Origin of the sequence: Anabaena sp. AL09, assembly GCF_001672255.1 — a bacterium.
GTDB lineage: Bacteria > Cyanobacteriota > Cyanobacteriia > Cyanobacteriales > Nostocaceae > Dolichospermum > Dolichospermum lemmermannii.
The window spans coordinates 163,868-190,753 of record NZ_LJOQ01000106.1 but is presented as its reverse complement, the minus strand read 5'-3'; the positions used below and the strand labels follow the sequence as shown (position 1 = coordinate 190,753).

30 protein-coding genes, 1 tRNA gene and 1 pseudogene are annotated in these 26,886 nt (G+C 36.9%); 16 read left to right on the top strand and 16 right to left on the bottom strand.

The window, feature by feature from the left end; all coding sequences use genetic code 11:
- Positions 1-63: 63 nt before the first annotated feature.
- Positions 64-1,056, bottom strand: a complete 993-nt coding sequence (locus AN490_RS22710; RefSeq protein WP_300007269.1) for a hypothetical protein — start codon at positions 1,054-1,056, stop codon at positions 64-66.
- A gap of 193 nt (positions 1,057-1,249) precedes the next feature.
- On the opposite strand from AN490_RS22710, the gene AN490_RS22705 reads away from it, so the two are divergent.
- The 3 genes from AN490_RS22705 (at position 1,250) to AN490_RS22695 (ending at position 4,756) form a co-directional block, all read left to right on the top strand.
- On the top strand, positions 1,250-1,759 hold the full coding sequence (locus tag AN490_RS22705) for a hypothetical protein (RefSeq protein WP_300007267.1): 510 nt from the start codon (positions 1,250-1,252) through the stop codon (positions 1,757-1,759).
- A 217-nt stretch (positions 1,760-1,976) separates the two neighbouring features.
- On the top strand, positions 1,977-4,166 hold the full coding sequence (locus AN490_RS22700; RefSeq protein ID WP_300007265.1) for a transglycosylase SLT domain-containing protein: 2,190 nt from the start codon (positions 1,977-1,979) through the stop codon (positions 4,164-4,166).
- A gap of 5 nt (positions 4,167-4,171) precedes the next feature.
- The gene (locus tag AN490_RS22695; protein WP_015081344.1) at positions 4,172-4,756 is read left to right on the top strand and encodes a Uma2 family endonuclease; all 585 of its coding nucleotides are present in this window, start codon (positions 4,172-4,174) and stop codon (positions 4,754-4,756) included.
- 155 nt (positions 4,757-4,911) lie between these two features.
- Here the strand turns inward: AN490_RS22695 and AN490_RS22690 are convergent, their stop codons facing one another.
- The 4 genes from AN490_RS22690 to AN490_RS22675 all read right to left on the bottom strand — a co-directional run bounded on the left by AN490_RS22690 (position 4,912) and on the right by AN490_RS22675 (position 8,899).
- Positions 4,912-5,691: an ion transporter gene (locus tag AN490_RS22690; protein WP_300007262.1), complete on the bottom strand. Its 780-nt coding sequence runs from the start codon at positions 5,689-5,691 to the stop codon at positions 4,912-4,914.
- A 67-nt stretch (positions 5,692-5,758) separates the two neighbouring features.
- Positions 5,759-6,253, bottom strand: coding sequence for a hypothetical protein (locus AN490_RS22685; protein ID WP_213799997.1), 495 nt, complete (start codon positions 6,251-6,253; stop codon positions 5,759-5,761).
- A 147-nt stretch (positions 6,254-6,400) separates the two neighbouring features.
- The gene (locus tag AN490_RS22680; protein WP_300007259.1) at positions 6,401-8,506 is read right to left on the bottom strand and encodes a pentapeptide repeat-containing protein; all 2,106 of its coding nucleotides are present in this window, start codon (positions 8,504-8,506) and stop codon (positions 6,401-6,403) included.
- Between the two features lie 60 nt (positions 8,507-8,566).
- Positions 8,567-8,899 (bottom strand): hypothetical protein, encoded by a 333-nt coding sequence (locus tag AN490_RS22675; protein ID WP_213710662.1) that lies wholly within the window; start codon positions 8,897-8,899, stop codon positions 8,567-8,569.
- 94 nt (positions 8,900-8,993) lie between these two features.
- On the opposite strand from AN490_RS22675, the gene AN490_RS22670 reads away from it, so the two are divergent.
- Positions 8,994-10,541, top strand: coding sequence for a protein kinase (locus tag AN490_RS22670; RefSeq protein ID WP_300007256.1), 1,548 nt, complete (start codon positions 8,994-8,996; stop codon positions 10,539-10,541).
- A 16-nt stretch (positions 10,542-10,557) separates the two neighbouring features.
- On the opposite strand, the gene AN490_RS22665 is transcribed toward AN490_RS22670, so the two are convergent.
- The 4 genes from AN490_RS22665 to yidD form a co-directional block, all read right to left on the bottom strand.
- Positions 10,558-10,642 (bottom strand) — tRNA-Ser (locus AN490_RS22665).
- Between the two features lie 143 nt (positions 10,643-10,785).
- The gene (locus AN490_RS22660; protein WP_300007253.1) at positions 10,786-11,481 is read right to left on the bottom strand and encodes a M15 family metallopeptidase; all 696 of its coding nucleotides are present in this window, start codon (positions 11,479-11,481) and stop codon (positions 10,786-10,788) included.
- Positions 11,482-11,508: 27 nt separating this feature from the next.
- The gene (locus AN490_RS22655) at positions 11,509-12,054 is read right to left on the bottom strand and encodes a retropepsin-like aspartic protease (protein ID WP_300007251.1); all 546 of its coding nucleotides are present in this window, start codon (positions 12,052-12,054) and stop codon (positions 11,509-11,511) included.
- Positions 12,055-12,326: 272 nt separating this feature from the next.
- Entirely contained in the window at positions 12,327-12,572 is a 246-nt protein-coding gene (gene yidD / locus AN490_RS22650) for a membrane protein insertion efficiency factor YidD (RefSeq protein ID WP_300007249.1), read from the bottom strand.
- Positions 12,573-12,623: 51 nt separating this feature from the next.
- Between yidD and AN490_RS22645 the strand changes: the two genes are divergently transcribed.
- From AN490_RS22645 to AN490_RS22610, 8 genes are all read left to right on the top strand, one after another.
- A complete protein-coding gene (locus AN490_RS22645; RefSeq protein WP_300007247.1) occupies positions 12,624-13,331 on the top strand; it encodes a diacylglycerol/polyprenol kinase family protein in 708 nt (235 codons plus the stop codon).
- A gap of 334 nt (positions 13,332-13,665) precedes the next feature.
- Positions 13,666-14,028: a CTB family bacteriocin gene (locus tag AN490_RS22640; RefSeq protein WP_300007245.1), complete on the top strand. Its 363-nt coding sequence runs from the start codon at positions 13,666-13,668 to the stop codon at positions 14,026-14,028.
- A 607-nt stretch (positions 14,029-14,635) separates the two neighbouring features.
- Positions 14,636-16,144, top strand: coding sequence for an HlyD family efflux transporter periplasmic adaptor subunit (locus AN490_RS22635; protein ID WP_300007243.1), 1,509 nt, complete (start codon positions 14,636-14,638; stop codon positions 16,142-16,144).
- Positions 16,145-16,266: 122 nt separating this feature from the next.
- Positions 16,267-18,435, top strand: coding sequence for a peptidase domain-containing ABC transporter (locus tag AN490_RS22630; protein WP_015081357.1), 2,169 nt, complete (start codon positions 16,267-16,269; stop codon positions 18,433-18,435).
- A gap of 71 nt (positions 18,436-18,506) precedes the next feature.
- On the top strand, positions 18,507-18,794 hold the full coding sequence (locus AN490_RS22625) for a hypothetical protein (protein WP_300007240.1): 288 nt from the start codon (positions 18,507-18,509) through the stop codon (positions 18,792-18,794).
- A gap of 298 nt (positions 18,795-19,092) precedes the next feature.
- Complete coding sequence (locus AN490_RS22620; RefSeq protein ID WP_300007238.1) at positions 19,093-19,305, top strand: hypothetical protein; 213 nt, start codon at positions 19,093-19,095, stop codon at positions 19,303-19,305.
- 248 nt (positions 19,306-19,553) lie between these two features.
- Positions 19,554-19,763 (top strand): hypothetical protein, encoded by a 210-nt coding sequence (locus AN490_RS22615; RefSeq protein WP_300007236.1) that lies wholly within the window; start codon positions 19,554-19,556, stop codon positions 19,761-19,763.
- A gap of 401 nt (positions 19,764-20,164) precedes the next feature.
- The gene (locus AN490_RS22610) at positions 20,165-20,326 is read left to right on the top strand and encodes a hypothetical protein (protein ID WP_271823038.1); all 162 of its coding nucleotides are present in this window, start codon (positions 20,165-20,167) and stop codon (positions 20,324-20,326) included.
- 689 nt (positions 20,327-21,015) lie between these two features.
- On the opposite strand, the gene AN490_RS22605 is transcribed toward AN490_RS22610, so the two are convergent.
- Entirely contained in the window at positions 21,016-21,894 is an 879-nt protein-coding gene (locus tag AN490_RS22605) for an alpha/beta fold hydrolase (RefSeq protein ID WP_300007234.1), read from the bottom strand.
- Between the two features lie 20 nt (positions 21,895-21,914).
- Between AN490_RS22605 and AN490_RS22600 the strand changes: the two are divergent.
- From AN490_RS22600 to frr, 3 genes and pseudogenes are all read left to right on the top strand, one after another.
- Positions 21,915-22,118, top strand: a pseudogene (locus AN490_RS22600) (redoxin domain-containing protein); the annotation flags it as partial.
- A 246-nt stretch (positions 22,119-22,364) separates the two neighbouring features.
- On the top strand, positions 22,365-23,093 hold the full coding sequence (gene pyrH / locus AN490_RS22595) for a UMP kinase (RefSeq protein ID WP_213800011.1): 729 nt from the start codon (positions 22,365-22,367) through the stop codon (positions 23,091-23,093).
- Positions 23,080-23,628, top strand: coding sequence for a ribosome recycling factor (frr, locus tag AN490_RS22590; RefSeq protein ID WP_015081366.1), 549 nt, complete (start codon positions 23,080-23,082; stop codon positions 23,626-23,628). The genes pyrH and frr overlap by 14 nt, the downstream gene beginning before the upstream one ends.
- A gap of 260 nt (positions 23,629-23,888) precedes the next feature.
- On the opposite strand, the gene AN490_RS22585 is transcribed toward frr, so the two are convergent.
- The 4 genes from AN490_RS22585 to AN490_RS22570 form a co-directional block, all read right to left on the bottom strand.
- Positions 23,889-24,119: a type II toxin-antitoxin system HicB family antitoxin gene (locus AN490_RS22585; protein ID WP_015081367.1), complete on the bottom strand. Its 231-nt coding sequence runs from the start codon at positions 24,117-24,119 to the stop codon at positions 23,889-23,891.
- A 189-nt stretch (positions 24,120-24,308) separates the two neighbouring features.
- Positions 24,309-24,527: a hypothetical protein gene (locus tag AN490_RS22580; protein ID WP_015081369.1), complete on the bottom strand. Its 219-nt coding sequence runs from the start codon at positions 24,525-24,527 to the stop codon at positions 24,309-24,311.
- A 6-nt stretch (positions 24,528-24,533) separates the two neighbouring features.
- Positions 24,534-24,986, bottom strand: coding sequence for a type II toxin-antitoxin system VapC family toxin (locus AN490_RS22575; RefSeq protein WP_193964109.1), 453 nt, complete (start codon positions 24,984-24,986; stop codon positions 24,534-24,536).
- The gene (locus AN490_RS22570; protein ID WP_300007228.1) at positions 24,986-25,258 is read right to left on the bottom strand and encodes a hypothetical protein; all 273 of its coding nucleotides are present in this window, start codon (positions 25,256-25,258) and stop codon (positions 24,986-24,988) included. The genes AN490_RS22575 and AN490_RS22570 overlap by 1 nt, the downstream gene beginning before the upstream one ends.
- A 349-nt stretch (positions 25,259-25,607) precedes the next feature.
- On the opposite strand from AN490_RS22570, the gene AN490_RS22565 reads away from it, so the two are divergent.
- Positions 25,608-25,877: a hypothetical protein gene (locus AN490_RS22565; protein WP_300007226.1), complete on the top strand. Its 270-nt coding sequence runs from the start codon at positions 25,608-25,610 to the stop codon at positions 25,875-25,877.
- 21 nt (positions 25,878-25,898) lie between these two features.
- Here the strand turns inward: AN490_RS22565 and AN490_RS22560 are convergent, their stop codons facing one another.
- Together AN490_RS22560 and AN490_RS22555 are read right to left on the bottom strand one after the other, a co-directional pair.
- The gene (locus AN490_RS22560; protein ID WP_300007223.1) at positions 25,899-26,255 is read right to left on the bottom strand and encodes a hypothetical protein; all 357 of its coding nucleotides are present in this window, start codon (positions 26,253-26,255) and stop codon (positions 25,899-25,901) included.
- Between the two features lie 128 nt (positions 26,256-26,383).
- Positions 26,384-26,818: a helix-turn-helix domain-containing protein gene (locus AN490_RS22555; protein ID WP_190385965.1), complete on the bottom strand. Its 435-nt coding sequence runs from the start codon at positions 26,816-26,818 to the stop codon at positions 26,384-26,386.
- Positions 26,819-26,886 lie beyond the last annotated feature (68 nt).

Here is a 26,886-nt window from a genome sequence, read left to right as displayed (position 1 = left end):
CTTATTAATTTAGATTAAACCCATGTACACCAATGGTTTTGGATATATTAAAAGGATGTTTGATCATAAGGGGAACGGTAGAACCAATTTTTTTGCACCACCATAATCATCATTGCCAATATTTGTAGTTTTTAGTTTGTCTTTTGGAACTACTATAACTTGCTGTACAAGTGGAGAAGTTCCTGTGATTTTGATTACACCATCACTAGCATCTAGTTTCATTCCATGCCAAATTGGATAATCAAAAGAAATCTTATCAAACAATAATTTATCATTAGGTAATTGCTGAGTTAAATTATATTCTAGTTTTGATTTATTGGGGTTATTAGACTGAGCTTTCACGGCAGGTATCAACCAATTTGATAATATTTGTAATGGATTTTTTTGCTTGATATTACCAGAAATATCATTATTTTTAGTCTTATTAAAATTAATATCAGAAGGTAAGTAACTCGTTTTTTTGTCAGCAATAAACAAATTATTGTCTTTAGCAATCTTGATGGCAATATCTGTAGATAAATTAATTACCTCTTCATCCAAAAGAGAACTAGAGGCAACTACAGCTTTAACCAAATCTTGAAATTTGCTATTTTGTTCAATAGCCTGAAAAATATTTACTCGTTTTTCAAAAGATAATCCATAAAAAAGAGGATTCATAAATACCAACCCCCGCGCGGTTGATTTAAAACTCAATTCTGGTTTTTCATTAATGCCTGTTACAAAGAAATCTATCAATCTAACTTTATCTTTAAAAGTAGCTGCTACAATGGTAGTCTGTTTAGATTTTTGTTCTTGCTGATTTGCACCATTTTTTTTGGTGTGTAATTGAGGAAAAGTTATTCTAACACCATTACTTTCAATAGATTTTGATTGACTTGCTGTTATAACTTGCCCAACTTTTTTATCACTTTCTCCTTTAGGAATATCAGTCACTTTGACTTCAATACCAGAATTGAGGGATCTAAAAATAAACCCCACACCAATAGTAAGTATTAATGCTAGTAAAAATACTACTATTTTAATAGTCCACTTCCGAGAAATGTTAGAATTACTCATATTTATCGCTTATTTCTGATAGATTTACCCAATTTTGAACTCGTGTTTATCTTGACCCACCCTACACCACTTACCTAAACCTGAAAAGCGGAAAAAAGCGGATCGCAAAAAAAAATTACAAACAGACGGAAAAAAGCGGAAATATACGGATAATGTGTGCTATTATTACTTGTGTCGCGTTACATTTTTAGCCATGCAGGTTAACGAACTACTACAACTTGTGGATGAGGCTGTCTATCTCAATACAGGCAAACGTCTCAATGACTTGCAACGTGGAGTTATTGAGGGAACACTAAAGTATCAAAAGTATGCTGATATTGCCGAAAATTGTGGTTGTAGCGCGGGTCATGCAAAAGATGTAGGTTACGAACTTTTAAAAATGTTATCTGATATTTTTGATGAACCAGTTGATAAAAGTAATCTTAAATCAGTTCTAGAACGACAGGGAAATGTGAATATTTCTTTGGTTAATAATAGTAGTAATATATTTGGAAATGGCTGTATAAATATTGGTTCTAAACAACCTAAAACTAAACCAGATAAAAGTCATGCTGGTAATTCTAAATTGAAGCAAAAAGATCAGAATAAAACTCAGATAGAAAAAATTAGTAAATTAAGGTATTTCGGCTTAAATGATGAGCAAATTGCAGAGGTATTAGAGTTACCTTTAGAGGTAATTAAACAAGTGGAATCAGATAATTGACCAATAGTAGTGTACATAAAATATTAACGCCATAATAACTGCTTGCCATTTCGACCCATTGCCACAAACTCGAAGAGAGATTATATTTATCCAAATAGGCGGAAAGTCCTGCATCATAGCCGTAAAAATTGGTCAGGGATGTTACCCTAATGATAAAGTTGCCAGAAGATTAATCGCCAACTTTCCCCGTGAGACACTAGGCAATCAGTGAGTATCAATGTTCAAAAAACTACAGAAAACACAAATTTATCTACTTGCGGGCGCTGGACTATGTGCCTTTTTAGCCGGGGCAATGGTGTCAGCCCCCCAAGTTGGCAAAACCGTGAGTCAATGGTTGAACTTGAGTCAGGGTAAGCCGGAAAAATTATCTGAGGCTACCAAAGTTAAGTCAGTTGTATTTTCTCTATTGTCTCAATCTGTACCAGAAAGATTAACCAAACTCACGGAAATTGCCCAAACAGGTAGTTCCCCAGATCGGGAACGCGCCCGTTATCTGCTCTCTTGTGATTACGTAGAAACTTCTCAAGGGAAAAAAGCCCTGAGTTTATTGACAGGACTGGAAAAAGATTATCCTGTATTAGCACCTTATATTTTACTTAAACAAGCCCAGGCTCATGATATTTTGGGCGAAGATAAGCAAGCTTCCGATTTGCGCCGCAGGGTGTTAAAGGAATATGGTAAAGAAGCAGCCGCAGTTAAAGCTATATATGCGATCGCTCAACCAAAATTGTCTGATCAAGCGATCGCTCAATTTCCCTCCCATCCCCTCACTTGGGAAATTATCCGCAAACGCTTAAAAGATAATCCTAATCAGCCTAAGTTACAATTAATCTTAGCTAAATACGCCGCTGACGAACCAGGAATTGTGGGTGTATTAAATCAGTTAATAAAACAGCCACAACTCAAACCCGCAGATTGGGAACTGATTGGTTCAGTCTATTGGGATAACAATGAATTTACCAAAGCTAAAAATGCTTATATTCAAGCACCAAAAACCGCTACCAACCTCTACCGCATCGCCAGAGGATTACAATTAAATAAAGAACAAGATCAAGCCATTGAAGTTTATAAACAACTGCTACAAAAGTTTCCCACAGCCAAAGAAACAGCTATAGCCCTATTAAGATTGTCCGACATAGCTAAGGGTAAAGACTCTATTATCTATCTCGACCAAGTAATTAGTCAATTTCCTGATCAAGCACCTCAAGCATTAATTAAAAAAGGGACTTTGCTGGATAGTCTCAAAGATAATCAATCAGCTAACACAACATGGAAATTATTAGTAGGTAAATATAGTAGCAGTGATGAAGCCGCTGAATTTCGCTGGAAAATTGCCCAAACTAAAGCTAAAAACAACGACTATCTAGGTGCGTGGCAATGGGCGCAACCAATTACTATTAATAACAAAACTAGTATTTTAGCCCCTAGAGCCGGATTTTGGGTAGGTAAATGGGCAACGACACTAGGCAAGCAACAGGAAGCTATTACTGCTTATAAGTCTGTAATTAGTGAATTTCCTTACTCTTATTATGCCTGGCGTTCTGCGAGTATTTTGGGTTTAAATGTGGGAGATTTTAACAATCTGCGCGTGATGAATCCGGCAATTATCCCCCCGCAACGTCCTGTTCCACCAGCGGGTTCTGAGACTTTTCATGAATTGTATTTGCTGGGGCAAGATCGTGATGCCTGGTTGCAATGGAAAACAGAATTTAAAAATAAAAATCAGCCTAGTGTCGCGGAACAATTTACCGAAGGGTTGATGAAATTAACTAAAGGTGAATATCTCATTGGTATTGACAAAATTGCTAAATTAGAAGACCGAGAAACACCCGCTGAAAAAGCCGAATATGCAGCTTTAAGTCAACAAGCTATTTATTGGCAAGCCCGTTATCCCTTTCCTTATTTTAAAGAAATTGAAAAATGGTCTACTTCCCGGCAACTTAATCCCCTGTTAGTTACGGCTTTAATGCGCCAAGAATCTCGCTTTCAGGCGAAAGTTAAATCCCCCGTTGGTGCAACTGGTTTAATGCAAATTATGCCCAGTACAGGGGCATGGATAGCCCCACAAATCGGTTTAGATTTTAAAAAAATCAATCTAGAAAATCCCAGCGATAACATTATGTTGGGGACTTGGTATTTAGATTATACCCATCAACAGTACGGCAATAATTCCATGTTAGCGATCGCTAGTTATAATGCCGGACCTGGTAACGTTGCCAAATGGCTGCAAACCATCCCCAAACAAGATCCAGATGAGTTTGTGGAAGGAATTCCTTTTGATGAAACTAAAAATTATGTTCGGCAAGTTTTTGGTAATTACTGGAATTATCTGCGACTTTATAACCCAGAAGTTTCTGCTACAGTCAGTAAATACTCGGAAGCACACCCCAAATTACCACCCAATTGATATCTATGATTGCAACTCCCAGCTATAACTATCTTTCCCCCGTCGAATATCTCCAAGGGGAAGAAACCAGCCCTATTAAGCATGAATACAGAGACGGAGAAGTGTACGCAATGGCAGGGGCTAGTAATACTCATGTCATTATTACACTCAATATTGCTTCTCTGCTGAGAAATCATCTGCGTGGCCGTGGCTGTCAAGCTTACATTGCCGATACCAAGGCACATATTGAATCAATTAATACCTATTACTATCCTGATGTCATAGTCAGTTGCGACCAAAAAGATAAAGCCTTTAATAACTTTTTGCGTTATCCCTGTTTAATTATCGAAGTTTTATCTCCCACAACAGAAGCCTTTGATAGAGGTGATAAATTTGCTGACTATCGAAATTTAGAATCACTTCAGGAATATGTGTTGATAAGTCAAACGCGGGTAAATGTCGAAATTTTCCGGCGTAATTCCGAGGGACAGTGGGGATTTTACAGTTATGGACAAGGGGAAAATGTGCATTTAGCAAGTGTAGATTTTCACTGTCCGATAGAAGATGTCTATGAAGATGTGAATTTTGAATCTCCTACTGGAGAAAATTGACCTAACTCCTGACTCCTGCTGCTAAATTTCAACTTTCAGAGGGAACAGAAAAAACTCATGTTTAAAAACATGAGATGGAAATAATGACACTGTTTTTTTTGGGCTACCCATCTTTTAAAAAGAATACTTTCTATTCCCTATTCTCTAGCACCTATTTAAGGATCAATTATCAATTGTTTACCACACCTTTTACAAAATCCAGCATCTGTATCATGAAACGCTAAACCGCACCCTTGACAAACAGTTTCCACCTGATTTGCAGTTTTTACCAATCGTCTAATTAAGTCGCCAATTTGCCACGGAATCAGAGCCACTCCTGTTAAAATCATCAATACTGTCAGTAACCGACCTAATTCAGAAATGGGAATCACATCACCAAATCCCACCGTTGTCATTGTGACAACGGAGAAATAAAAGGCATCTAAAAAAGTATCAAAATTCTGAGGATTAACTGGATGTTCAACTTGATAAATGAAGCCAGAAAAAATAAAAACTATAGCAAATAAAGTAAATAATATTCTGGCAAAAATTACACTATCTTCATTACTAATACTACCAAATAAAAATTTTTTATCAATAAATCTCAGTAAACGGAGAATTCTCACCCAGCGGAATAACCGAATAAAACTAATATCTACCAATCCGATAAAAGATGGCAAAATTGAGATTAAATCAATAATTGCATAAAAACTCAGAATATATTTAATTCTATTTTTTGTACTCCATAAGCGGAGTAAATATTCCCCAGCAAAAATCATTAATATGCAATCATCTAATCCTCTTAACTGCCAGCGAGCTTCTTGAGAGAGATCATAGGTTTCCGCGACAAAAATTCCCGAAGATACTAAAACCAATAAAGCAATAGTTACACTAATTACCTTACCTACAGGAGTTTCTATATCTGTTAAGTAAAACTCTAATTTTTCTCGGTTCATCTCGGTTCAGCACCATCTTTTCAAGAACTCAAAAATTAAAAAATTCTTACCAATGACAAATAACGAATTAAAACCTTAACCCAACTCCACCCTGTAAAGATAAAGCTGTACCACCAGTATTCCGGTAGGCATCAAAAGCAATAATAGCATTACCAAAAATCACAGTATTACTATTAGGAATAACATAATCAATGCCTGGTTGCAAAGCAAAGCTAATTTTATTACCTACAGGAGAAGCTGTATCACCACTAGTTAAGACTAAACCAGCACCTAAATAAACATCAGTTTGCCAGTTGAGAGGGAGGTCATAGGAAACAGTCGGGACTATGGCTGTGCCTTTACCAATTAACGTTTGAGCGCGGAAAGAAATGGGTGTTTCTAGTAACTTGTAACGAAAAGCCAGGACTCCACCCAATTGCGTACCATCTGTCAATCCCACAGTTGGACCAATACCAACATAGCTACCATAAGCTACCTGAGCTTGTACTGGTTGAGAGTTTACAGCTAAACTCAAAACGGTTCCCATTCCCATTACCCCAAGCCAACACTGAAAATGCTTCATTACCCTACTCCTGACACAATCTGTATTTAATATAACTTAGCAATACCTTCGCTAAATTGAAAAAAGCCTTGATTCGTAGGTTGGGTTGAAGCATGAAACCCAACGCATTTGTTGGGTTGCACCTCATCCCCTCATCCCCTCATGCCATTATGGACAACGAGAATGTAGTCCACCTTGAGTACAAATAAATGCCAGTTGTTGAGGATCTAAATTTTTAGCTTTAGTAAAATCTACTCCTTTGATTGAGGCATTTTGAGAACCAATATCAGGTGTTTCCACAAACTGATCTGCGGGATTTTGTTTACCGACAAAGAGGATTGTACCTTGAAAATTTGCTCCGTCCACATTTGCTTTTCGTAAATCAGCCCGACTTAAATCAGCATTTTGCAAATTGGCGTTTTCTAAGTTAGCGGAACGCAAACTAACACCAGTCAGCCGAGTAGCAGTTAAGTTAGCATCACTGAGATTAGCATAATCTAAATAGGCTTCAGATAAATCTGCACCTTGCCAATCAGTTTTGGTTAAATTTGCATAAGCTAATTGTGTCCCAATAGCAGAAACACGCACTAAACGAGCAGCATATAAATTTGCTTCTGTTAAATTAGCATTGCTTAAATCTGCATTTATCAAGCTGGCATTTTCTAAAATCGCATTTCGTAAATCTGTACCTACTAACTGGGTACTACTGAGATTAGCAGCAAATAAGCGGGTGTAGGATAAGTTGGCTTTGTTGAGATTAGCCCGACTTAAATCACTCCGACTCATGGAAACACGGCTCAAGTTAGTATTACTTAAATTAGCTGCCTTTAACTGGACGTTGCTTAAATCTGCAATCACATCATCGTAAGTATCCCAACGTCCATCTTCACCGACGCTGCGAAAACGGCTACCTTGGAAATTAGCTTGGTTAAGATTTGCCGATTTCAAGACAATTCCTGATAAATCAATGTTGTTTAATACCAGGTTAAATAAGGACTTTCCTCCAGATGCTTGAGAACCTAATTCAGCTTTACTCAAGTCAATATTGTTAATTTTGCCACTATAGACAGCCAGAATTTTATTAATTACCTGCTGAGTCAGAATTAACTGGTTTTGTCTAATGTCCGAATTAGGACTTTTACCCATAGATGCTAGTTCTTCCGCGAGAAACTGATTCATCCGGTTTAATTCCGGGATAGCTTTAAAACCAGTATTAGTTAAAGCTTGTTGAATAGTATCCAGGGTTTTGGGGTCTGTTTCCTTGACTAATAAGTCAATTAATAATTTGATGGATTGTTTATCATCTATAGTCCCCAAGGCTAACACTGCTCTTTGTCGATCTTCATTAGTAACACCGCTGCTGGGATTTAGTGCTTTGATGAGTTCGATAAACTTTTGACTATTAGTTTGTTCGCTTCTCCGTTGGCTTTCTTGGGTTTGGATATAGATTTGTGTACCGACTAAAGTTGATAGTACAGCAATCATACTAGTCAGCCCTACCAAAAACAGACTGAGATAAGAATTATTTTTGGGGACTGGAGTGGAACTAGATTTTTGAGTTGCAGCACTATCTACATCAGCTTCGTTTATTGTTGACTGCTCCCCAGGATGACTAACCGTGCTGGTTGCATCTATTGTGTATGTTCCTGCTATTTGATCATGGAAAGAGCGGCGGTGCTTTTGGACAGGCCAGCCCTTAGACTCTGCTAGGATCATTAACATCGTTAAAGATGTAAACAGAGCTAAGTTGGGGAAAATAAAGCTGTAACGCCAGAGTAGATAAGCGGCAGAAACTGGTACTGTCCAACGCCCTAATCCTTCTCTAACTATAATTGCACCTAAGCCTGGGGCTGTTCCGGCTGCGGTTACTACTCGCACTCTAAACCACCGTTTGGGAATGGTGCTGCCAGTTTTAGCTAATAAATATAATTGCCAAGCACCGAAGCTGGTGGGTAATAATAGGGCTAATATCCATAAGATATTAGTCGGCCAAGCGACGTTACGAATACCGTAACTGACAGGTAATGCGAGGGGTCTAGCGATCGCTTTTTCTGTGACTACGAGAACAGGGTTAAGAGGAACTCGCTGGATCTCACTCCGAGAATTTACATACACGCCCAAAGCATAAGGAACTAAACCACTGGCAATAAAGAGGGTGATTTCCACCGTCCAAGCCACAAAACGCCTGGTTGCTAATGGTGTAATTTTAGCTTTCTTCGGTTCTTTGGAGCGGCTAGACTGACTACTACTTTTGCCGATCATTGGATTTGCCATTGAATAATTACCTGTGATTTTTTTTACGCGACTATTGGCATGATTAAAATAGGCTATTGCTTATTTTGCCTTTCTATTAGCAATAAAAAATTTGTATCCAAGATACACTAACACTGCCAACATCGCTAGACTAATAACAGAAGCAACTAGAGCAAATACTGTTTGCACCATCCAAACAGTTAACAACATGACAATACCTGTGACTGCCAGCTTTTTAATTGTTGATAAACTATTAAACCAATTTCTGGATCTTTGTAAATACAAGTTCCATTGAGAAAACCCTGTCAGAGGTGTCTGTGCTTCTGGTTGCGGAGGATTAACACCAGCAGATTTAATTTCTGCTGCTAGATTTTGGAGACGACGCTGCAAATCTTCTTCTGGTTGAGAGTTCATAAATTTTTATTGATCATGATCAATGAATTTAAGGGGATGTGGAAACCCCATCTTCAACGAAGTAAGATGGGGTAGTTCATGACTGAAAAACCCTATGATAGCAGGTACAATTTTGCAGAATGGAAAATATACCATCCTCCAGGAAATAGGGCGGGGCGGATTTGGTGTTACCTTTAAAGCTATGCACCACTATTTAGGTCAAGAAGTGGTGATGAAAACTATCAATGAGAGGTTGCGACAAGATCCCGATTTCCCTAAGTTCCAGCGCCAATTTCAAGATGAAGCTAAAAGATTAGCCGCTTGTGTTCATCCTCATATTGTCCGGGTAAGTGACTTTTTTGAGGAAGATAGTTTACCTTATATGGTGATGGAATACATTCGCGGAGACACCTTAGGTGCAGCATTTGTTTTACCAGGAATACCCCTACCAGAAGCTACAGCCATTCATTATATCCGTCAAATAGGCGCAGCATTGCAGGTTGTACATAATAATGGTTTATTGCACCGAGATATTAAACCAGATAATATTATTTTGCGTCAAGGAACGCAGGAAGTAGTGCTAATTGATTTTGGCATTGCTAGAGAATTTAATAACGGGGCAAAACAGACACATACAGGTTTAGTCAGTGAAGGTTATGCACCCATTGAACAGTATCTAACCCAAGCACAACGAACAGCAGCTACAGATGTTTATGGTTTAGCAGCGACTTTATATGCACTGTTAACTGCACAAGTTCCTATACCTGCATTACTGCGAGATCGGGAAAAAATGCCCTCTCCCCGTGAATTACAACCTCATCTGAGTGGGGCTGTGAATCAAGCAGTTAGCCGAGGAATGGCTGTAGAACCTCAGTTTCGTCCGACAACAGTAGCAGAATGGCTGCAACTACTACCGGGAAATGGGCTAAATGTGACATCATCAACTTTAGCGACTCAAGCAGTACAGACTATTAATTTATCGGATTTAAAATCCAAAAATTTCCTCAAAAAAGCCACTTCCCATCCTATTGCTACACCATCAAAAGTCGCAAATACAGGCAAAAAAGCAGGTGTATCGAAGGGAATTGTGAGCATTAGTATTGCCTTGGTTGCAGCTACAGCAGGTTTTAGTATGACGCGGATATTATCAAAACCTAATTTACAATCATCACCTAAACCAGTTATTAAACAATCTACTTCCGAATCTATTCCACCCAAACCTGTTGTGGAAATATCACCATCATCTCCAAATCAAAAAATTCAAAATTCCTCTTTTAATGAATCTGTACCACTGAGAGTCAGGAGAAAACGCAAAAATACTCCTGTTTCCCCAGAACCAACTCCTACTAATAATAGTAGTGATGAAGAAAAAGCCCCTGAGAATAACAACTCTCAGCCCACTCCAACCCCGAATACTACAATTAATAAATCAACACCGGTTGTGACTTCTTCACCATCCTTAATGGATACCCTGCGTGACGCTAAAGAATCCCAGAAAGCTTCTCCACCTCCAGAAAATACTGCACCGGAATCTAATCCCGTAGTCACCCCACCCCAGGAATCTCAACCAGAAAATTCTTCGGCTGTAGTCGTCCCCACTGTAGAAATAAACCAAAATCAAGTGCCGGAAAGTCCGCAGCAAAAGGAAGAAAAACCGCAATAATCATTATTTGAATCAACGGAGAGGGGGGGATTCGAACCCCCGTTGAGTTTCCCCAAAACGCATTTCGAGTGCGTCACCATCAACCACTCGGACACCTCTCCAACATCAACTGTGAAATAAAAACTTTACTAGTAGCATCAAAAATTATAACACAACCTATTGAAAATATCAAACTTTGCGTCTTTGCTCCTTTGTGCCTACCCTGCGGGATCTCTCTTAGAGATTGCGCGAAACATAAATTCATTTAACTTAATCGTCCATAACGGGCTGTCATCACAGTTTCGGGATGAGATTGATTATATAACCAAGCCCACATTTGATCACCAAAAGAAAAATGCCACCATTCTCTAGGATTGCGTTGAAATCCAGCTTTTAACATTACATCCCGTAATAATTGCCGGTTAGCATTATAGCCTTGATGACTATGAATATAATATTCTGGATGCGATCGCTCGGACATCTCATCAATGGGTGAACCCATATCCACAATTTCCCCAACATCATTGACTAGAGTAATATCCACCGCAGCCCCCGTACTGTGGGGAGGAGGGGTTTTCATATCTAAACTGGGTACAGCCCAAATTTCATAAACCGCTGTCCAGATATCTTCCCGTTGCTGGGGTAATAATTCCTTTTCCGTCAAACCCCGTTCTCGCAACGCTTCCCCAAAGCTGTAATCTACCATAAATTGCTGGACAGCTACAGGCCGATAAGCATCGAATATTTGAATAGACCAATGGGGATGTAGTAATTGTAAATGATTTTGCGCCTGAATTAAATTTTCAACAACACTTTGACGCAAGTAATAAGGTGAATTTCCGCCATAATTAGCACCTAACTTTTGATAAGGGTGAGGAGATTCCACCGCAAACAATTCTAGAGGAATCTTAACTAAAGGTTCACCACATTCAATAATGGGGATTTGGTAATAAGGTCGCATTTTAATTGCTAATTTTTAACTCTTTTTTTAACGCTTGTGAAATTCTATGTATTTATCAAAGATTTTAATATCATAATTATCAAAAAAAGCTTGACCAAGTAAACCAATTTGAGCTTTGGGAGCAACAGCAACTTTAGGATTATTGACAACCAAACCACCAACACTTACCGATGAAATTGTCCCCGTTTGCAATTCTATTATACTACCATCAGCAATACTAGCCTTGATTTTTTCTCCAGCCTTGAGTTTGAGGACATTTGACATTTGTTGAGTAATCAAAATACCACTTGCACCCGTATCAAAAACCATCTCAAAAACCTGATTACCATTAAATCTAACATCTATAATTGGAGTTTTAGCTGCGCGACGTTTAATTGGTATCCGCAAAACAGTTGGTTGTTTGACCGTTTCTGCTGATTGTTTGACCTTGCACATTTCCCCCAAACTGATTTTTTTCCCAGAGGATGTCACCATGAAACAAATATCTGGATCATTAGCTTTGGCAACAGATGGCATAATAACAAACATCAAGCCCAGTATAGTGCCAATCCATGTAATTTTAAAAGGCTGCATTTTTTTATTTATTTTAAATGACTATAAAGTATTATACAACTACCAGAATATTTTCGTAATGTCATAAGCTCAAATATTTCTTTCTTTGCCGAGTTATCCGTGTAATCCAGTAATCCCTAAGAGGGTGTTTGAAAAGTTATGGTTGATGTATCAAATATTTTTTACCCCACCCTTTTTATTGTTTCCCCCCTTTACAAGGGGGGACTAAGGGGGGTAGCAATGTGATGAAAATTACGGAATACCACTTTTCAAACATCCTCTTAAATCCGTGTTCACTCTTCATGCTGACAACAAGATTTTTCTTTCACATCTGGAACAGGATCATAACCTCCTGGATGAAAAGGATGACAGCGTAAAATCCGCATAATAGCCATCCAGCTACCGCGAAATACCCCAAACTGTTCAATAGCTTGAATCGCATACAGAGAACAAGTAGGTTGAAAGCGACAAGTTGGGGGAAACAGGGGAGAAATAAAGAAGCGATAACCCTTAATTAGCCAAATCAATAATATTTTCATGTCCAAAGCTCATAAAGTAGAATTAAAGTTAAAAATACCTCTATTCCCTCATTGTTTAACACATTCCTCAGCTTAGAAAACCTTTCCCCATTGTCGCTGCAAATTGCCCCCGCTGCGGCTTGGGTAGGATTAATTATCTGCATTGCTTGGGTAGTTAGTCGTTTTACTGATAGCGAACCAGAAATCATTCGTAAAATCGTGCATATTGGCACAGGTAACGTAATTTTAATTGCTTGGTGGTTAGATATTCCCTCTTTTGTGGGAATTACTGCGGCAATTTTTGCGGGTATTATCACCTTGTTATCTTATCAATTCCCTATTCTTCCTGGTATTAATAGTGTCGGTCGTCAAAGTTTGGGAACATTTTTCTATGCTGTAAGTATAGGTGTTTTAGTGGGTGTTTTTTGGTATTTACACCAACCCCAATATGCTGTTTTAGGAATTATGACTATGGCTTGGGGAGATGGATTAGCTGCTTTAATTGGGAAACGGTTTGGTAAACATAAATATGTGGTTTTTGGTTCTCAAAAAAGCTGGGAAGGTTCTTTAACAGTGACTTTAATTAGTTATTTTATTTGTGTAACTCTTTTACTGGTTACTCAAGGTAATATTTGGCAAACTTGGATGGTTTCCTTAATTGTCGCCGTAATCGCCACGATTTTAGAAGCCTTTTCTTTTTTGGGCATAGATAATTTAACAGTTCCTATCGGTAGTGCTACCTGTGCTTATTTGTTAAATCAGTTACTCTCTCATTACTGAATAATTCCTGATCTAGCAAAATGATTTTTCTGAAATTAGAGATATCTAAAAACATAGATATTTAATTTTCTGTTGAGTAGAAATCCGAATAAATTCATATATTCAGAGTTTTCTGTAAAAACAACAAATATACATTGTGCAGATTTTATGTGAGCTAGGATTAATCTTTTAATAATACTATTCTAGTAATTAAAAACTATTTTGTCTCTACTTTTAGACGTAAATTTGCAAACTTTATTTTCTACCCGTAGGTTTATGAATTCTTAGGCAACAATGCTTATAGTTGAGTTGTTAGGTGATGGAACACCTAATTACGTAAGTGAGGCTAATAATTGTGTTAAATCAAATCAACGCATCCGATTTAATTGTTGCTTTATCTGATCAGCAACAAGAAATAGTGACTGGTGGGGCTGACTTTGAACTAGCTGCTAGTAACTATGCTAACAAAGGATCACTTTTAATGGGAACAAGTGTCTCCGGTCCTCAAGGTAGTAGTGCTAACTCCGCAGGTAAGTCTAATACCATATTGACTGCGGGACAAGATTTCTTAGGTTTAGGTGCAGACCTTCCTGCTGGTGTAGGGGCTTTAGGTCCAGCAGTGCTACCAACTGATGCTGCAATTACAGCCCCAGTCGCAGCTCCTGGACCTATAGCTGCAATTGGAACATTAGGTGCAACTGGTACGGTTATTCAGTAAATACGAGACTCTAAGCCTATAATTTGCCCAATGTCAAAGCAGCACTAAACTAGTACACTGCGGCGTAAGTGAATGAACCATTTTTAAGCCTTGCAATCAGTCAAATTTTCGCAGCTTTTAATGGTCATTTTATTTACGCCGTGTTGTACTAGTACCGAGAGTGGTATTGAAAATTAAGAATTAAAAACTAAAAAAGCAAATTACACCAGCTTTTTAAGGATTTTTAATCGTTACTTATTTTCGCTACTCTGCACTGCTAGTCAACAACTTTTTTAGACAACAAAGGGGGTTAGAGGAGATGACAATAACTTGCTCAACGTAAGTGAGGACTTTGAGAAAGTTTGATTCTTCTCCCCCATTTTCTTCACGCTTAATCCGCATCGAAGATTCGAGAAAGATAATTCCCACAACTAGGGCATAACCATCTCTACCCCCTTCACTAAATTATAACCGATGATCAAATTAATTTTCACAATGTGAATAGAGAAATTTAATTGTTTTTATTGCTGTCAATTTATTACCTAAGATAGTTACTTTTCGGCTGCATGATAGTAGTAATTTCTATCTTAGGTGAGACTATTTTAGTCCTAATCAAAGGTGTAATCCCGTGAACTCCTTACAGAGTCAAAATAACAATTCTCCCTATAATTTAAATAACTTGACTACAAAGGATTTGCATATACTAGAAGCTAATGAGTTTCTCCCCCATATCGGTAAATGGATTCATATCGGTGGGGGGGTAATGATTAGTATGTTTGTAGTGGCTGTGAGTCTTACTTCTGTCCTCTATTACAACATCACAGTTAAAGTCCCTGCAACTATCCGACCATTGGGAGAATTACGGTTAGTTGAATCTGGCATGACGGGAACTGTGAAAAGAATTGTCGTTAAAGAAGATCAGCTAGTAAATAAGGGAGAAATAATTGCTTATATTGATGACTCCCAACTGCAATCTCAAAAAAGACAACTGCAAAATACTATCCAGCAAAGTCAATTACAACTTATTCAAATTGATGCTCAAATTAATCAGGTCAATACTCAAATAATTTCTCAAACCAACTTAAATGAGCGGACAATTATAGCTGTACAAGCTGAATTGGCTGGAACTAAGCGCAACTATAACGATCAGCAAATTAAAGCTGGTGCGGAAATGACACAAGCTAAAATAGCGATAAATTTAGCAAATGAGCAACTAGCAAGATTACAAAAAGAAAGGGTATTAATAGCCACTGTCCAAGAAGCAGAAGCAGCATTAAAACTGGCTACTTTACAGCGCGATCGCTTACAGAGTATAGTTACATCAGGAGCAATATCTCGCAATTTAGTTGAAGAAAAAGAACAAGCTGTTAAATCGGCTCAAGCCAAATTGGAACAAGCTAAATCTAGCACTAAAAATCTCCAAGAAGAAAAAGAACAAGCTGTTAAATTAGCCAAAATAAACTTACAAAAAGCCAAAATTGCCGTTAATCCCAGTAATGCAAATGTGACAATTGCCTTAGAAAAAATTAGGCAGGAAAAAGCCAGAGGTGAAAGCAATTTAGCCGCTTTAAAAAAAGAACGAGAAACATTAATTCAGCAACGGTTAGAATTACAAAAACAACAGATTCGCACTCATCAAGAATTACAACAGTTAGACAATGAGTTAAATAAAAGTGTGATTCGTTCCCCAGCTAATGGCACACTCATGCAGCTCAAACTTCGCAATCCTGGACAGGTTGTACAACTCAGTGAAGCTCTTGCTCAAATTGCTCCCGTGGATGCTCCTTTAATCATTAAAGCTCAAGTTTCTGCTAAAGATATTGACAAAGTAAAACCTGGCCAAATAGTACAAATGCAGGTTTCAGCTTGTCCCTATCCAGACTATGGAACTCTCAAGGGAATTGTAAAAACAATTGGAGCAGATGTCCTAGCAATTCCCCAAAATAATTCAATTATTAGCACACCCCAGGTAGCTACTTATCAAATAAATATTGAACCACAAAATCTATTTTTAGCAAAAGGAAATCATGTATGTGATCTCAAATCTGGTATGGAAGGACGCGCGGACATTATTTCTCGTCAAGAAACTATCATGCAATTTATTCTCAGAAAAAGTAAATTAATCACCAATTTATAAATAAGGATTGAGGTTTGGTTAAGTAATAGCACAACCCGACAAAACAGCACAATAGAACAAAGACTTGCATAAAGTTGGGTTTCCTATCGTCAACTCAACCTACTAAACTTTTTTGGATAATTATGTTCAATATCTTTAAAAATCATCAAAATTATCAGTGTACTTTACAGTTAAGTGAAGAAGACTGTGGGGCAGCTTGTTTAGTTTCTATTACCAAGCACTATGGACGCTTTTTAAGCATGATTAAAAGCCGAGAAGCTGTGGGGACTGGACAATTAGGAACAACATTATTAGGTTTAAAACGAGGTTCAGAAAATCTCGGTTTCAATGCTAGAGCGGTCAAAGCTTCTCCAGAAATCATAGACAGAATTACAGAAATTACATTACCTGCAATTATCCATTGGCAAGGCTATCATTGGGTAGTTTTATATGGTAAAAAAGGCAAAAAATACGTTATTGCCGATCCGGCTGTGGGACTTCGTTATCTGACCAAAGAAGAATTAACCAATGCTTGGAATGGCGTAATGCTCTTATTAGAGCCAGATCCAGACCGCTTTTTTGAACAACCCCAAGAACAATCAAAAGGTGGTATCACGCGGTTTTTTTACCGAATTTTACCATTTCGTGGTTTATTAACTCAGGTTTTAATGATTAATATTGTCCTGGGTTTACTAGCTTTAGGAACTCCTGTTTTAATTCAATTATTGACAGATGATGTTCTCGTGCGTGGAGATGTGCAATTACTCACTGTTGTAGTTTCCGCAGTCGTAGTTATGAGTTTATTTAGTGGAGGTTTACAAGTATTTCAAGCCTTAATGATTTCTCATTTTGGGCAAAGATTACAATTGGGTTTAGTCTTGGAATTTGGTCGTAAACTGCTGCAATTACCCTTAAATTATTATGAATCTCGTCGCAGTGGAGAAATTACTAGCCGACTCCGAGATATTGGCGAAATTAACCAATTAGTATCCCAGATTGTGATTGTTTTACCCAGCCAATTTTTTATTGCTGTGATTTCTTTTTGCTTAATGTTATTTTATAGCTGGCAATTAACAATAGCAGTTTTATTAATTGCTGCTTTTATGACTTTATCAACCTTACCTTTTTTACCAATTCTTCAGCAAAAAACCCGCAGCCTCTTAGTTTTAGGAGCAGAAAATCAAGGTGTTTTAGTCGAAACATTTAAGGGCGCACAGGTAATTAAAACTACAAATGCTGCTCCTCAATTTTGGGATGAGTTTCAAAGTCGGTTTGGTCGTCTAGCAAATCTGGCTTTTAGTACGGTTCAAATAGCAATTATCAACGGGACTATTGCTAAAATTATATCTACAATTGGTGGTGTTATCTTGTTAGGATTGGGGAGTATGTTAGTAATTAAAGGCAATTTAAGCATTGGACAAATGTTAGCTTTTAATACTTTGCAAGTCAATGTTTTAGCTTTAATCAACTCATTAGTTGGCTTTGTTGATGAATATTTTCGTTCCCAAACAGCAGTTTCTCGATTATTAGAAGTTATTGATGCGACACCGGAAGTGGTGGGAGGAAGTCAAAAGCCAACTGCACAAATTTCTAGTGTGGCAGATATTAATTGCTCTCATCTTCAATTTCATCACGCAGGTAGAATTGACTTATTAGATGATTTTTCTCTTCAGCTTCCTGGAGGAAAAACTATTGCTTTAATTGGTAAATCTGGCTGTGGTAAAAGCACTTTAGCTAAATTATTAGCTGGTCTATATGTTCCAGATTCAGGTAATATTCGCATTGGTTTTTTTAATATCCAAGATATTGCTTTAGATTGTTACCGACAACAAGTAGTTTATGTTCCCCAAGAACCTCATTTTTGGAGTCGGACAATTTTGGAAAACTTCCGTTTGGGTACACCTAATATTTCTTTTGAAGACATAGTTGAAGCTTGTGATATTGCTGATGCAGATGGTTTTATCAGTCAATTACCGAATAAATATCAAACCGTATTAGGGGAGTTTGGTGCAAATCTTTCTGGGGGACAAAGACAAAGATTAGCGATCGCTCGCGGAATTCTCACAAATCCACCTATACTCATTTTAGATGAAGCTACCGCCGGACTAGACCCCATGAGTGAAGCTCATGTTCTAGATCGGCTTTTGGAACATCGTACAGGTAAAACCACAATTTTAATTACCCATCGTCCTAGCGTCATTCATCGTGCTAATTGGATTGTTCTCATCGAAAAAGGTCAAGTACAAATTCAAGGGACTCCGCAGACATTCCTCTCAAAACCCGGAGAGCATTTACAGTTTTTAACTGTATAAATGAATATTGTCAAAGTTTTTATTTTCCTATTCTTTAGCCAAACCTAATTACCTATGTAAGGAGTAATAATATGCTGAAAAATACTCAATTATTTAGATATCTTTCCGATACAGAACAAGAATCTGTAGTTGGTGGGCAAATATTTCCCATGTTAGGTTTATTCAGTGAAGGTAAGCTATTCTTCCAACAAACTGATCTGGAAACTGAAGGAAAAAGTGATTTAAAACTTGCTTCAGGTGACTCTACCTCACAAACTAGCAAATATAAATTATCCCAAATCACCATGGCACTTTCTTTCACTTTTGGGTTAATAACTATTAGTTCTAGTGCTGATAAGTTAAGTAATTTGTTTTCATAAAATAGCCAGATTTAAATTTAAACATCTTCTTGTAGAGATAGCTTTATTCTTTTTCTACATTTTCTGTTGTCTAATTAATTAATAATTTTTTAACCTGTAAACTAGATAATTTACTCTTGTTAATTAGATAAAATAAACATGAGTTAAAAGAAAGAGATTTATCTGAATAGATATATAACTTCAGAAGAATTTAAAATTTTATCAATCTATAGCTATGGAATCATTTATTTTTAATAAAAAATCTTTATAAAAGAAGTATAGGGATTATTCACCTAATCATAAATAGAGGCTAACAATCATGTCTCATCAAAACATTAAATCTGATTTACTCATAGAGTTATCGGCAGATCAACAACAGCTTCTTTCTGGAGGACAGCAAAATAATAATCAAAGACCAATAATCTGCTACAGATACGCCCCCTTTGAAGATAATTCTTCCGGTGGTAGAGGAAGAAAACGTAATGTCAATGTCGATGTCAATATTGAGAGAGGTAGACAGCAGAGATTTTAAGTAGAAAAGACCCATAAACTGGGTAGCTATTTAATTTACATCTGGCATTTATTAGAGGAGAGAGAAATTTGATATAACTACCTTAAAATAATTTAATTTTGAGAGAGTTTCGGTAACCTAAAAAGTTTTCTTCCAGGATTAGATTAAACTTTTAGCTATTTTGAATAGAACCACTAGGCATACCTATCAATTTTATCCTTCCTCTTGATTAAGAAACCAAACAATTCCCCACAGTGAGGCACATAATTATGTTATTTCAAAACAATCAATCCAACTTACTTGTAGAAATATCAGCAGAAGAACAACAACTTTTATCTGGGGGATGTTACCAATCATCTCCTCCTTCTTGTAAACCTAAAAAACAAAAATGTGGTTGCGACTACCAAAAGTATGATCAATATACACCCTCTGAGCCGGATCAAAACTATTCTGATTCTGGCAATAAGTGCGGTCAATAATCCTCTTCCTTAATAGCAATACCTCTAAGATACAAGGTTGGGTTGAGATAGGAAACCCAACAAAGCAAAAAATGGACAAGGTATTGTTAATAGGTAATTTCAATCTTGTAATTATAGAGAGAGGAGAAATTTTCAGCTACATTGCTTGATATCAAGTATCAACAGTATCTAATGCCAAAATCCGGGCGTAACTTTCTCCTCTCACCTTTTTTTTATAGCACTTTAAAATTGCAGTAGCCTGTCTATAGTCAGAAAATAAACTTATTTATGTAAATCAAAAGATATAAATTATAAACTGATATTTATAACTATAGAATCATTAAATTACTGAAAAATATCTTTATAAAAGAAGCATGGTTGTCCGAAACCTAATAAAAAATTAATTGAGGTTAACAATTATTATGTCAAACCAAAATATGTCATCTCAAAATATTCCATCCGATTTAGTTGTAGAACTATCCATAGAAGAACAACAGCTTCTATCTGGTCGTGGTGGTGGCTGGGGATCACCCCGCCGTCGCTGGGGTGGTGGTTGGGGCTGGAGACCCCGCCGTCGCTGGTAATAAGTTATCCCAATTTATTTAGATTTTAATACTCATATAGCTCATTCAAAAATAATCAGTTTTTGAGTGAGTTTTTTTAACAGACAAAAATTAAATATATATACGTCAAACAATGGAAATTCTAATTATTAGTTTATAACCATAGAATGATTACATTGATCGAAAATACCTTTATAAACTAAGCATGGGCAAATGCTCAAGTTATAGATATCTTAGCTACTCCCAGAGAAGGCGAAAAACTTAAACTTCCCTCAGAGGGTGTTTGAAAAGTTATGGTTGATGTATCAAATATTTTTTACCTTTTATTGTTTCCCCCCTTTACAAGGGGGGACTAAGGGGGGTAGCAATGTGATGAAAATTACGGAATACCACTTTTCAAACATCCTCTCAGCGATTGACCTGCATAAAAAGTTAGTTGCTGAGATTAAATCTGAATCCGCCTGGTATTACGAAGTTAGCAAAAATGTCCCTCAGAAGGCGTTAGCTGATTTACGCCAAGCATGGGATAGGTGTTTTAAAAAGACAGTTCCTTTTAGGAACTACGGTCAGAAACGGTAAGTTCTACCGAGATAGCCTGTGGAGCGGACAAACCTCTTAGAAGTCATTCTAAGACCGTGATTAAACAGGAAATAAACACTAAGATTATCGCTGTCCAGATGTGTCTAGACTTTGGTAATTTTGGGTAAGTTTTATAGAACGGATTGATCAATAATCCAATCCTGTAAAATAGAATTTACTAAATCAGGAGCTTCATCTTGAGGACAATGTCCCACACCTTCTAAAGGAATAAACTTTTGAACTTGGGGAAAATTGGCTAACTCTTGGCCTAAATCAATAGCTTCCCAAGGGTCAGCCGTTCCCCATAAAATAATTACTGGACAAGATAATCTAGGTAATAAGTCTTCCGGTAAAGGACCACTAGAATAAGCCGTGAACGCCAAAAATACAGCCGCAGCCCCAGGATCTTTTGCTGGTGTCATCAAAATGTCAACTAACTCATCTGTCACCGTTTCCCCGTTAGCATAAGCCTGTAAAAGAATCTTTTTAACTGTTTGTGGTTGAGCTAGGCGATTGAAAAAGAAATCACCTATTGGTTTAATCGCCAAGAAATTTTGGAGAATTGGCGTACCAAATCGCTTTAGCCAAGGTAAATTTACGCGTTTACGATCATGTAATAACCGCAAAGAACAGTTAAGCAAAGCAGTTCCCAAAGCCATATCCGGGTTAATTACCGCCGCTTGCATAGCCACAATACAACCAATAGAATTACCTACTAAAAATGCAGGTTCACCTACCACTTCCCGACAAAAATCTGCTACTTGTTGTCCCCAAGTTTCTAGGGTATAACTAATTTTTTCCCCTGGTGTGGGTTTAGCTGAACCACCAAAGCCAATTAAATCAATCGCATAAACTCGGCAATTTGCCGCTAAGGCTGGAATGTTTTTGCGCCAATGTAACCATGACGCACCAAAACCATGAATCAAGATCACAGCAGGTCCAGTAGTACCTTGAGTTTGGTAACAAATAGAGAAATCTTGCCAAATCCAGGTTTTTGGAGAAGTTTTCATGGTAAATGCAATATTAATAAATGAAAGTTTTTGCCGAGCGTCATCAGTTAAATTTCCCCTATATGTGGGACTCAACTCAAGATGTTACCCGCAGCTTTGGTGTAATTAGTCCACCTATAGCCTTTTTGATAGATAGCGATGGGATTATTCGCTATCAAGGGCAAATAGATGAACACACCCAAACAGCATCAGCGCAGGGAGTGGATTATTTAAGAAATGCGATTATGTAAAATCACGAAAAACCTAGATTTGTAGGGGTTTAGCATTGCTAAACCCCTACCCGCTTAAATCAAATAATTAAGCCGTGTTGAGTATACTTGTTTATTGCAAGATTAGCAAATACAGCCAGCCCAAACCGAACAAATTGGAACTTTATATAAATAACAGGCAACCTAAATAGAGACAGATAGTCACTGTACTGCTATCTTAAATTGGAGGCAATTGCAACTTTTTTGATAAAGCAGAACTTCATGGGAACGAATTACCGACGGGTTTTACTTAAACTGAGCGGTGAAGCCTTAATGGGCAACTTGGGCTACGGCATTGATCCAGAAGTGGTCGAGGGAATAGCCAAGGAAATAGGAGAGGTGATAGCCACTGGTGTCCAGGTGGCCATCGTTGTTGGTGGTGGCAATATTTTTCGGGGCATTAAAGCAGCATCAGCAGGTATGGATCGGGCAACCGCTGACTATATCGGCATGATTGCCACAGTCATGAACGCCATGACCCTGCAAGATTCCCTAGAACGGATGGGAATTCAGACAAGGGTACAAACCGCCATTGCTATGCAAGAACTAGCAGAACCATACATTCGCCGTCGTGCCATTCGTCACCTTGAAAAAGGACGGGTGGTAATTTTTGGGGCTGGTTCTGGTAATCCCTTTTTTACCACAGATACGACTGCGGCCTTACGAGCAGCAGAAATTGAAGCAGACGTGATTTTTAAAGCTACTAAAGTAGACGGCATTTACGATGCTGACCCCAAACTCCATCCTGATGCCAAGCGTTTTATTACTCTTACTTACGCCCACGTTTTGGCTAAAGATTTGCGAGTCATGGATAGTACCGCAATTGCTCTATGTAAAGAAAATAATCTCCCTATTTTAGTATTTGACCTAACGGTGCGAGGTAACATCCACCGGGCAGTCATGGGAGAATCCATTGGTACTCTTGTGGGAGGTTCTTGTGAAATTAGCTGAAGCTGAGAGCATGATGCAAAAAACCGTTGAGTCCACTCAACGGGCTTTTAATACAATTCGTACTGGTCGCGCCAATGCGAGTTTATTGGATAAGGTACAAGTGGAGTATTACGGTACACCAACTTCCCTAAAAGCACTGACAAACATTAGCACACCAGATTCTTCAACCATCCTGATTCAGCCCTACGATAAGGGCAGCTTGAATATCATTGAAAAAGCTATCTCTTTGTCGGATGTGGGCTTAACTCCCAGTAACGACGGTAGTGTGATTCGGTTGAATATTCCCCCATTAACTAGCGATCGCCGTAAAGAATTTGTCAAACTTGCGGCCAAGTATGCAGAAGAAGGTCGTGTAGCAATTCGCAATATCCGTCGTGATGCTAACGATTCCATTCGCAAACAGGAAAAAAGTGCAGAAATCTCCGAAGATGAATCACGAGATCAACAAGACAAACTCCAAAAACTGACCAACAAGCATACAGAAAAAATCGACCACTTGCTTGTAGAAAAGGAAAAAGAGATCACCACCGTCTAAGAAAGGCAAGAGGTAAAAGGCAAAAGGCAAGAGGATGATGATTTTTATTTCTCTTTGCCCCCGCTTTCCCTCTTCCTCTATTCTAGAAGTTAGAAGTCACCGAGTCAGGAGTTCGATAAATGTTTCAATTGTATGATTGGAATGACCAATAGTGAATGTTTTCATAATTTGTTATTATCGTGAATAACACTGAATTACAATTATTTACAGGCATTTTAACGGTTATAATGTCAAAATGCAAATATACTTTTTACACTGAACTAGGCAACTTGCAACGGTTTTGTAGGAAGCATTCGGGGTTCTGGTAATACTTGATTTTCTTGAGTAAGCATCTCAACAAAAGCCTCAATTACTTCCTGACCATTTCTAGCAGCTTCTTCGTAAGTTTTACCATGTGTATGAAACTGTTGCCAGGGAAATTCAGGTAAGTGAACTAAAAAAAGTTGATCCTCTTGGGACCATTGAATTACCATGCTGTAGTGATAAATCATTCTTCACCTTCCTTATTTTCTAGTTCTTCCAGCTTTTTCAGCACCCGTTGAATGTTTTTTTTCTAAATATAACGGAGCATCATCTCCATCTTTTTCCGGTATATTTAAAATCATAGTCAACTTCCTTTTTTACTCTTAATTTTGGTGAGAATATTACCCAAATTAGAGTAATATTCTTTGTTTAATATTCTACAAATCTATGGCAACTATTCCTCTATTATTCATGTTCTTATCTTTTTGAAAAGATTCTAAAAAAGTATCATAATAGTTAGCACAAGCTGATGCAGGAAAAATTTCACCTCCATAGATTTTCTTTTGTGACAATCTTTTATTCCTACCAGCATCTAATAAGTTTATATCTAAATTAGATATAATGATCATGCTGTTGTCCTGAAGACGTGCATTCATAATTATTTATTGATTATCTCTCCAATTCTCCAAAGAAAAACCAATTACAGTTTGGATTCTGATAAAATCAGTATCAGCCGAAACTAACGTTAATTGATTACGAATTGCTATTGCTGTTATCCAAAGATCATTTTCATCAAAACCTAATTGAGTGATTTTAGTCGTTTGCCGTTTAGTTTTTTGCTTTGGTCCAAATTTGTTAATTAATCCTGCTTTTATTTGTCCATAAATTTTAGCAGTTACATCATCTACATAATAAATTCTAATATCTGCGATAAATTGCTCAATACGAGTTAAATTTTCTTCCTTATAACTAGAATTTTCTGCCATATAAGTTAGCTCACCTACTGTTATGATAGTAGTAGCTATATCGGTTTCTCCAACTTCCTGTATATAATCCAGAACCGGCTGATTTTTCAGAAAAATTAAACTACAATGATTAGTGTCTAAAAGATACATCACTCAAAAGGATTAATACGATTATTAATTTTCACTTTACCTCTAGTTTCAGAGACTAACTTCAGACATTCTTCCAAGTCGTCTCCTACCCACGTACCAGCATGACGTAAAATTGAACGTCCTGAAGCTGGCCTATAGTTAGTTTTTTCTGATAAACTTGTTTCTTGTTTATATTTAATAAATTCCACAAATTCATCAATAAATTTCAAATTTTCTGGTGAAATAGTTAATAAATTTTGTTCGATTTTTTGTCTTAATTCAAGAGAGTTCATAATTTTGACCTCCTAATTACAATTAATATTTTTTACTTTAATAATTTTTGATAATGATAGAATTATAGCATAAATTCGGGTTACTGAAAACTCTATTACAAAAAACATTTGTCTGAATCAGGATATCCAGGATTTGAGGATTTACAGGATGATGATAAGATTAATATGATGGATTATATAATCCAAATCATTTTGTTCGATTATTCAACCAATAAATTCTCAAATTTACCTAGCGTCTATCAGTTCTCACATTCTACCAAAATTATCAATGACTAAGATAATCAAATCAAAAAATCCTGTACATCCTTAAATCCTGGACATCCTGATTCAGACAAATTAAGAATAATAAATGACCACAATTAAACAAAACCTAATTGCAGCTATTGAAAATACTCCAGAACCGATTCTGCAACAAACCCTCGACTATTTAGAATATCTCAAAACCAAAATAAATGCTTCTGCTATTAAATCAAGCAGTGTTCCTGTACAAGATGGAGAACCGATATTACGTGGCTCTAAAGCCAAAGATTTGCTACAATTTGGTGGAACTTGGCAAGGTGATGACTTTGAGAAATGTCTCCAGCTTGTTTACGATACCCGCTCCGAAGCTAAATTTTGATCTATCTTATGTTTATTTCACTTATGTTAATTCATTTTTAATTCGATTTATTGCATTTTTCAGATTACCTGAATTACTCCAATTTACAAACCCACCAAAAATTAGATATCCATGATTATCAGCTAGAAAAATATGGTTAAGTCCAATAACGTTTTTGCAAATTTTAACTACAGTACCATCTTTCAGTACAAATATAGGTCTAGACCATTTAAAATCTCTGTCATGACAATGAGATATGCTAGGTACAGCATCTAAAATTTCTATAGCTTTCTGTGCAAATTTTGAAATAGTAACAGCTTTTTCAGCTTCATAAAGTACATCATCAGTAATATAATTAATTACTTTCCCAAATACAGATACTCCAAAAACTTCCCACATTATTTTTTATCCTATTACGCACATTAGTAACTAATATTGGAATATTTTACAAGTACATCAAACTATAGATAAATAATTTTTATTTACAAAATTTATTTATACAAAACTGTAATCAGACGTTGAGAAAGTTATTTAAAAATTACTTCCTCTCTAATCTCAATATCCAACGCACGTTGAACTTTCAAAATTTTTGTGAAACTAGAATTAGCATATTCATTAGCCTCATCACGTTGCACCTGTTGTTCCTTCACATTTAAAAGTTCTGCTAATTGTCCCTGAGTTAAACCACGAAAAATCCGTGCTTTAATAAGTGCTTCTGGTAATTCTTCTAAAGACTTACATTCCAACCTATCTATTTTCCTTGATTTGAGGTTTTCATATTCCTCCACTTGTTCTAATAGTTCTTCTATTTCACCATTAAGTGAACCTAGATATGATTGATGTCGTAACTTTTCATTTTCATTATCTTGTGGGGGTACTTTTTTTTCCAGATTTTCTACTGCTAATTGAAATTTTTTAATCTGAGCTTTAGTAATCATATATTGGCGTTCATTTAAAATCATAGTCAACTTCCTTTTTTACTCTTAATTTTGGTGAGAATATTACCCAAGTTAGAGTAATATTCTTTGGT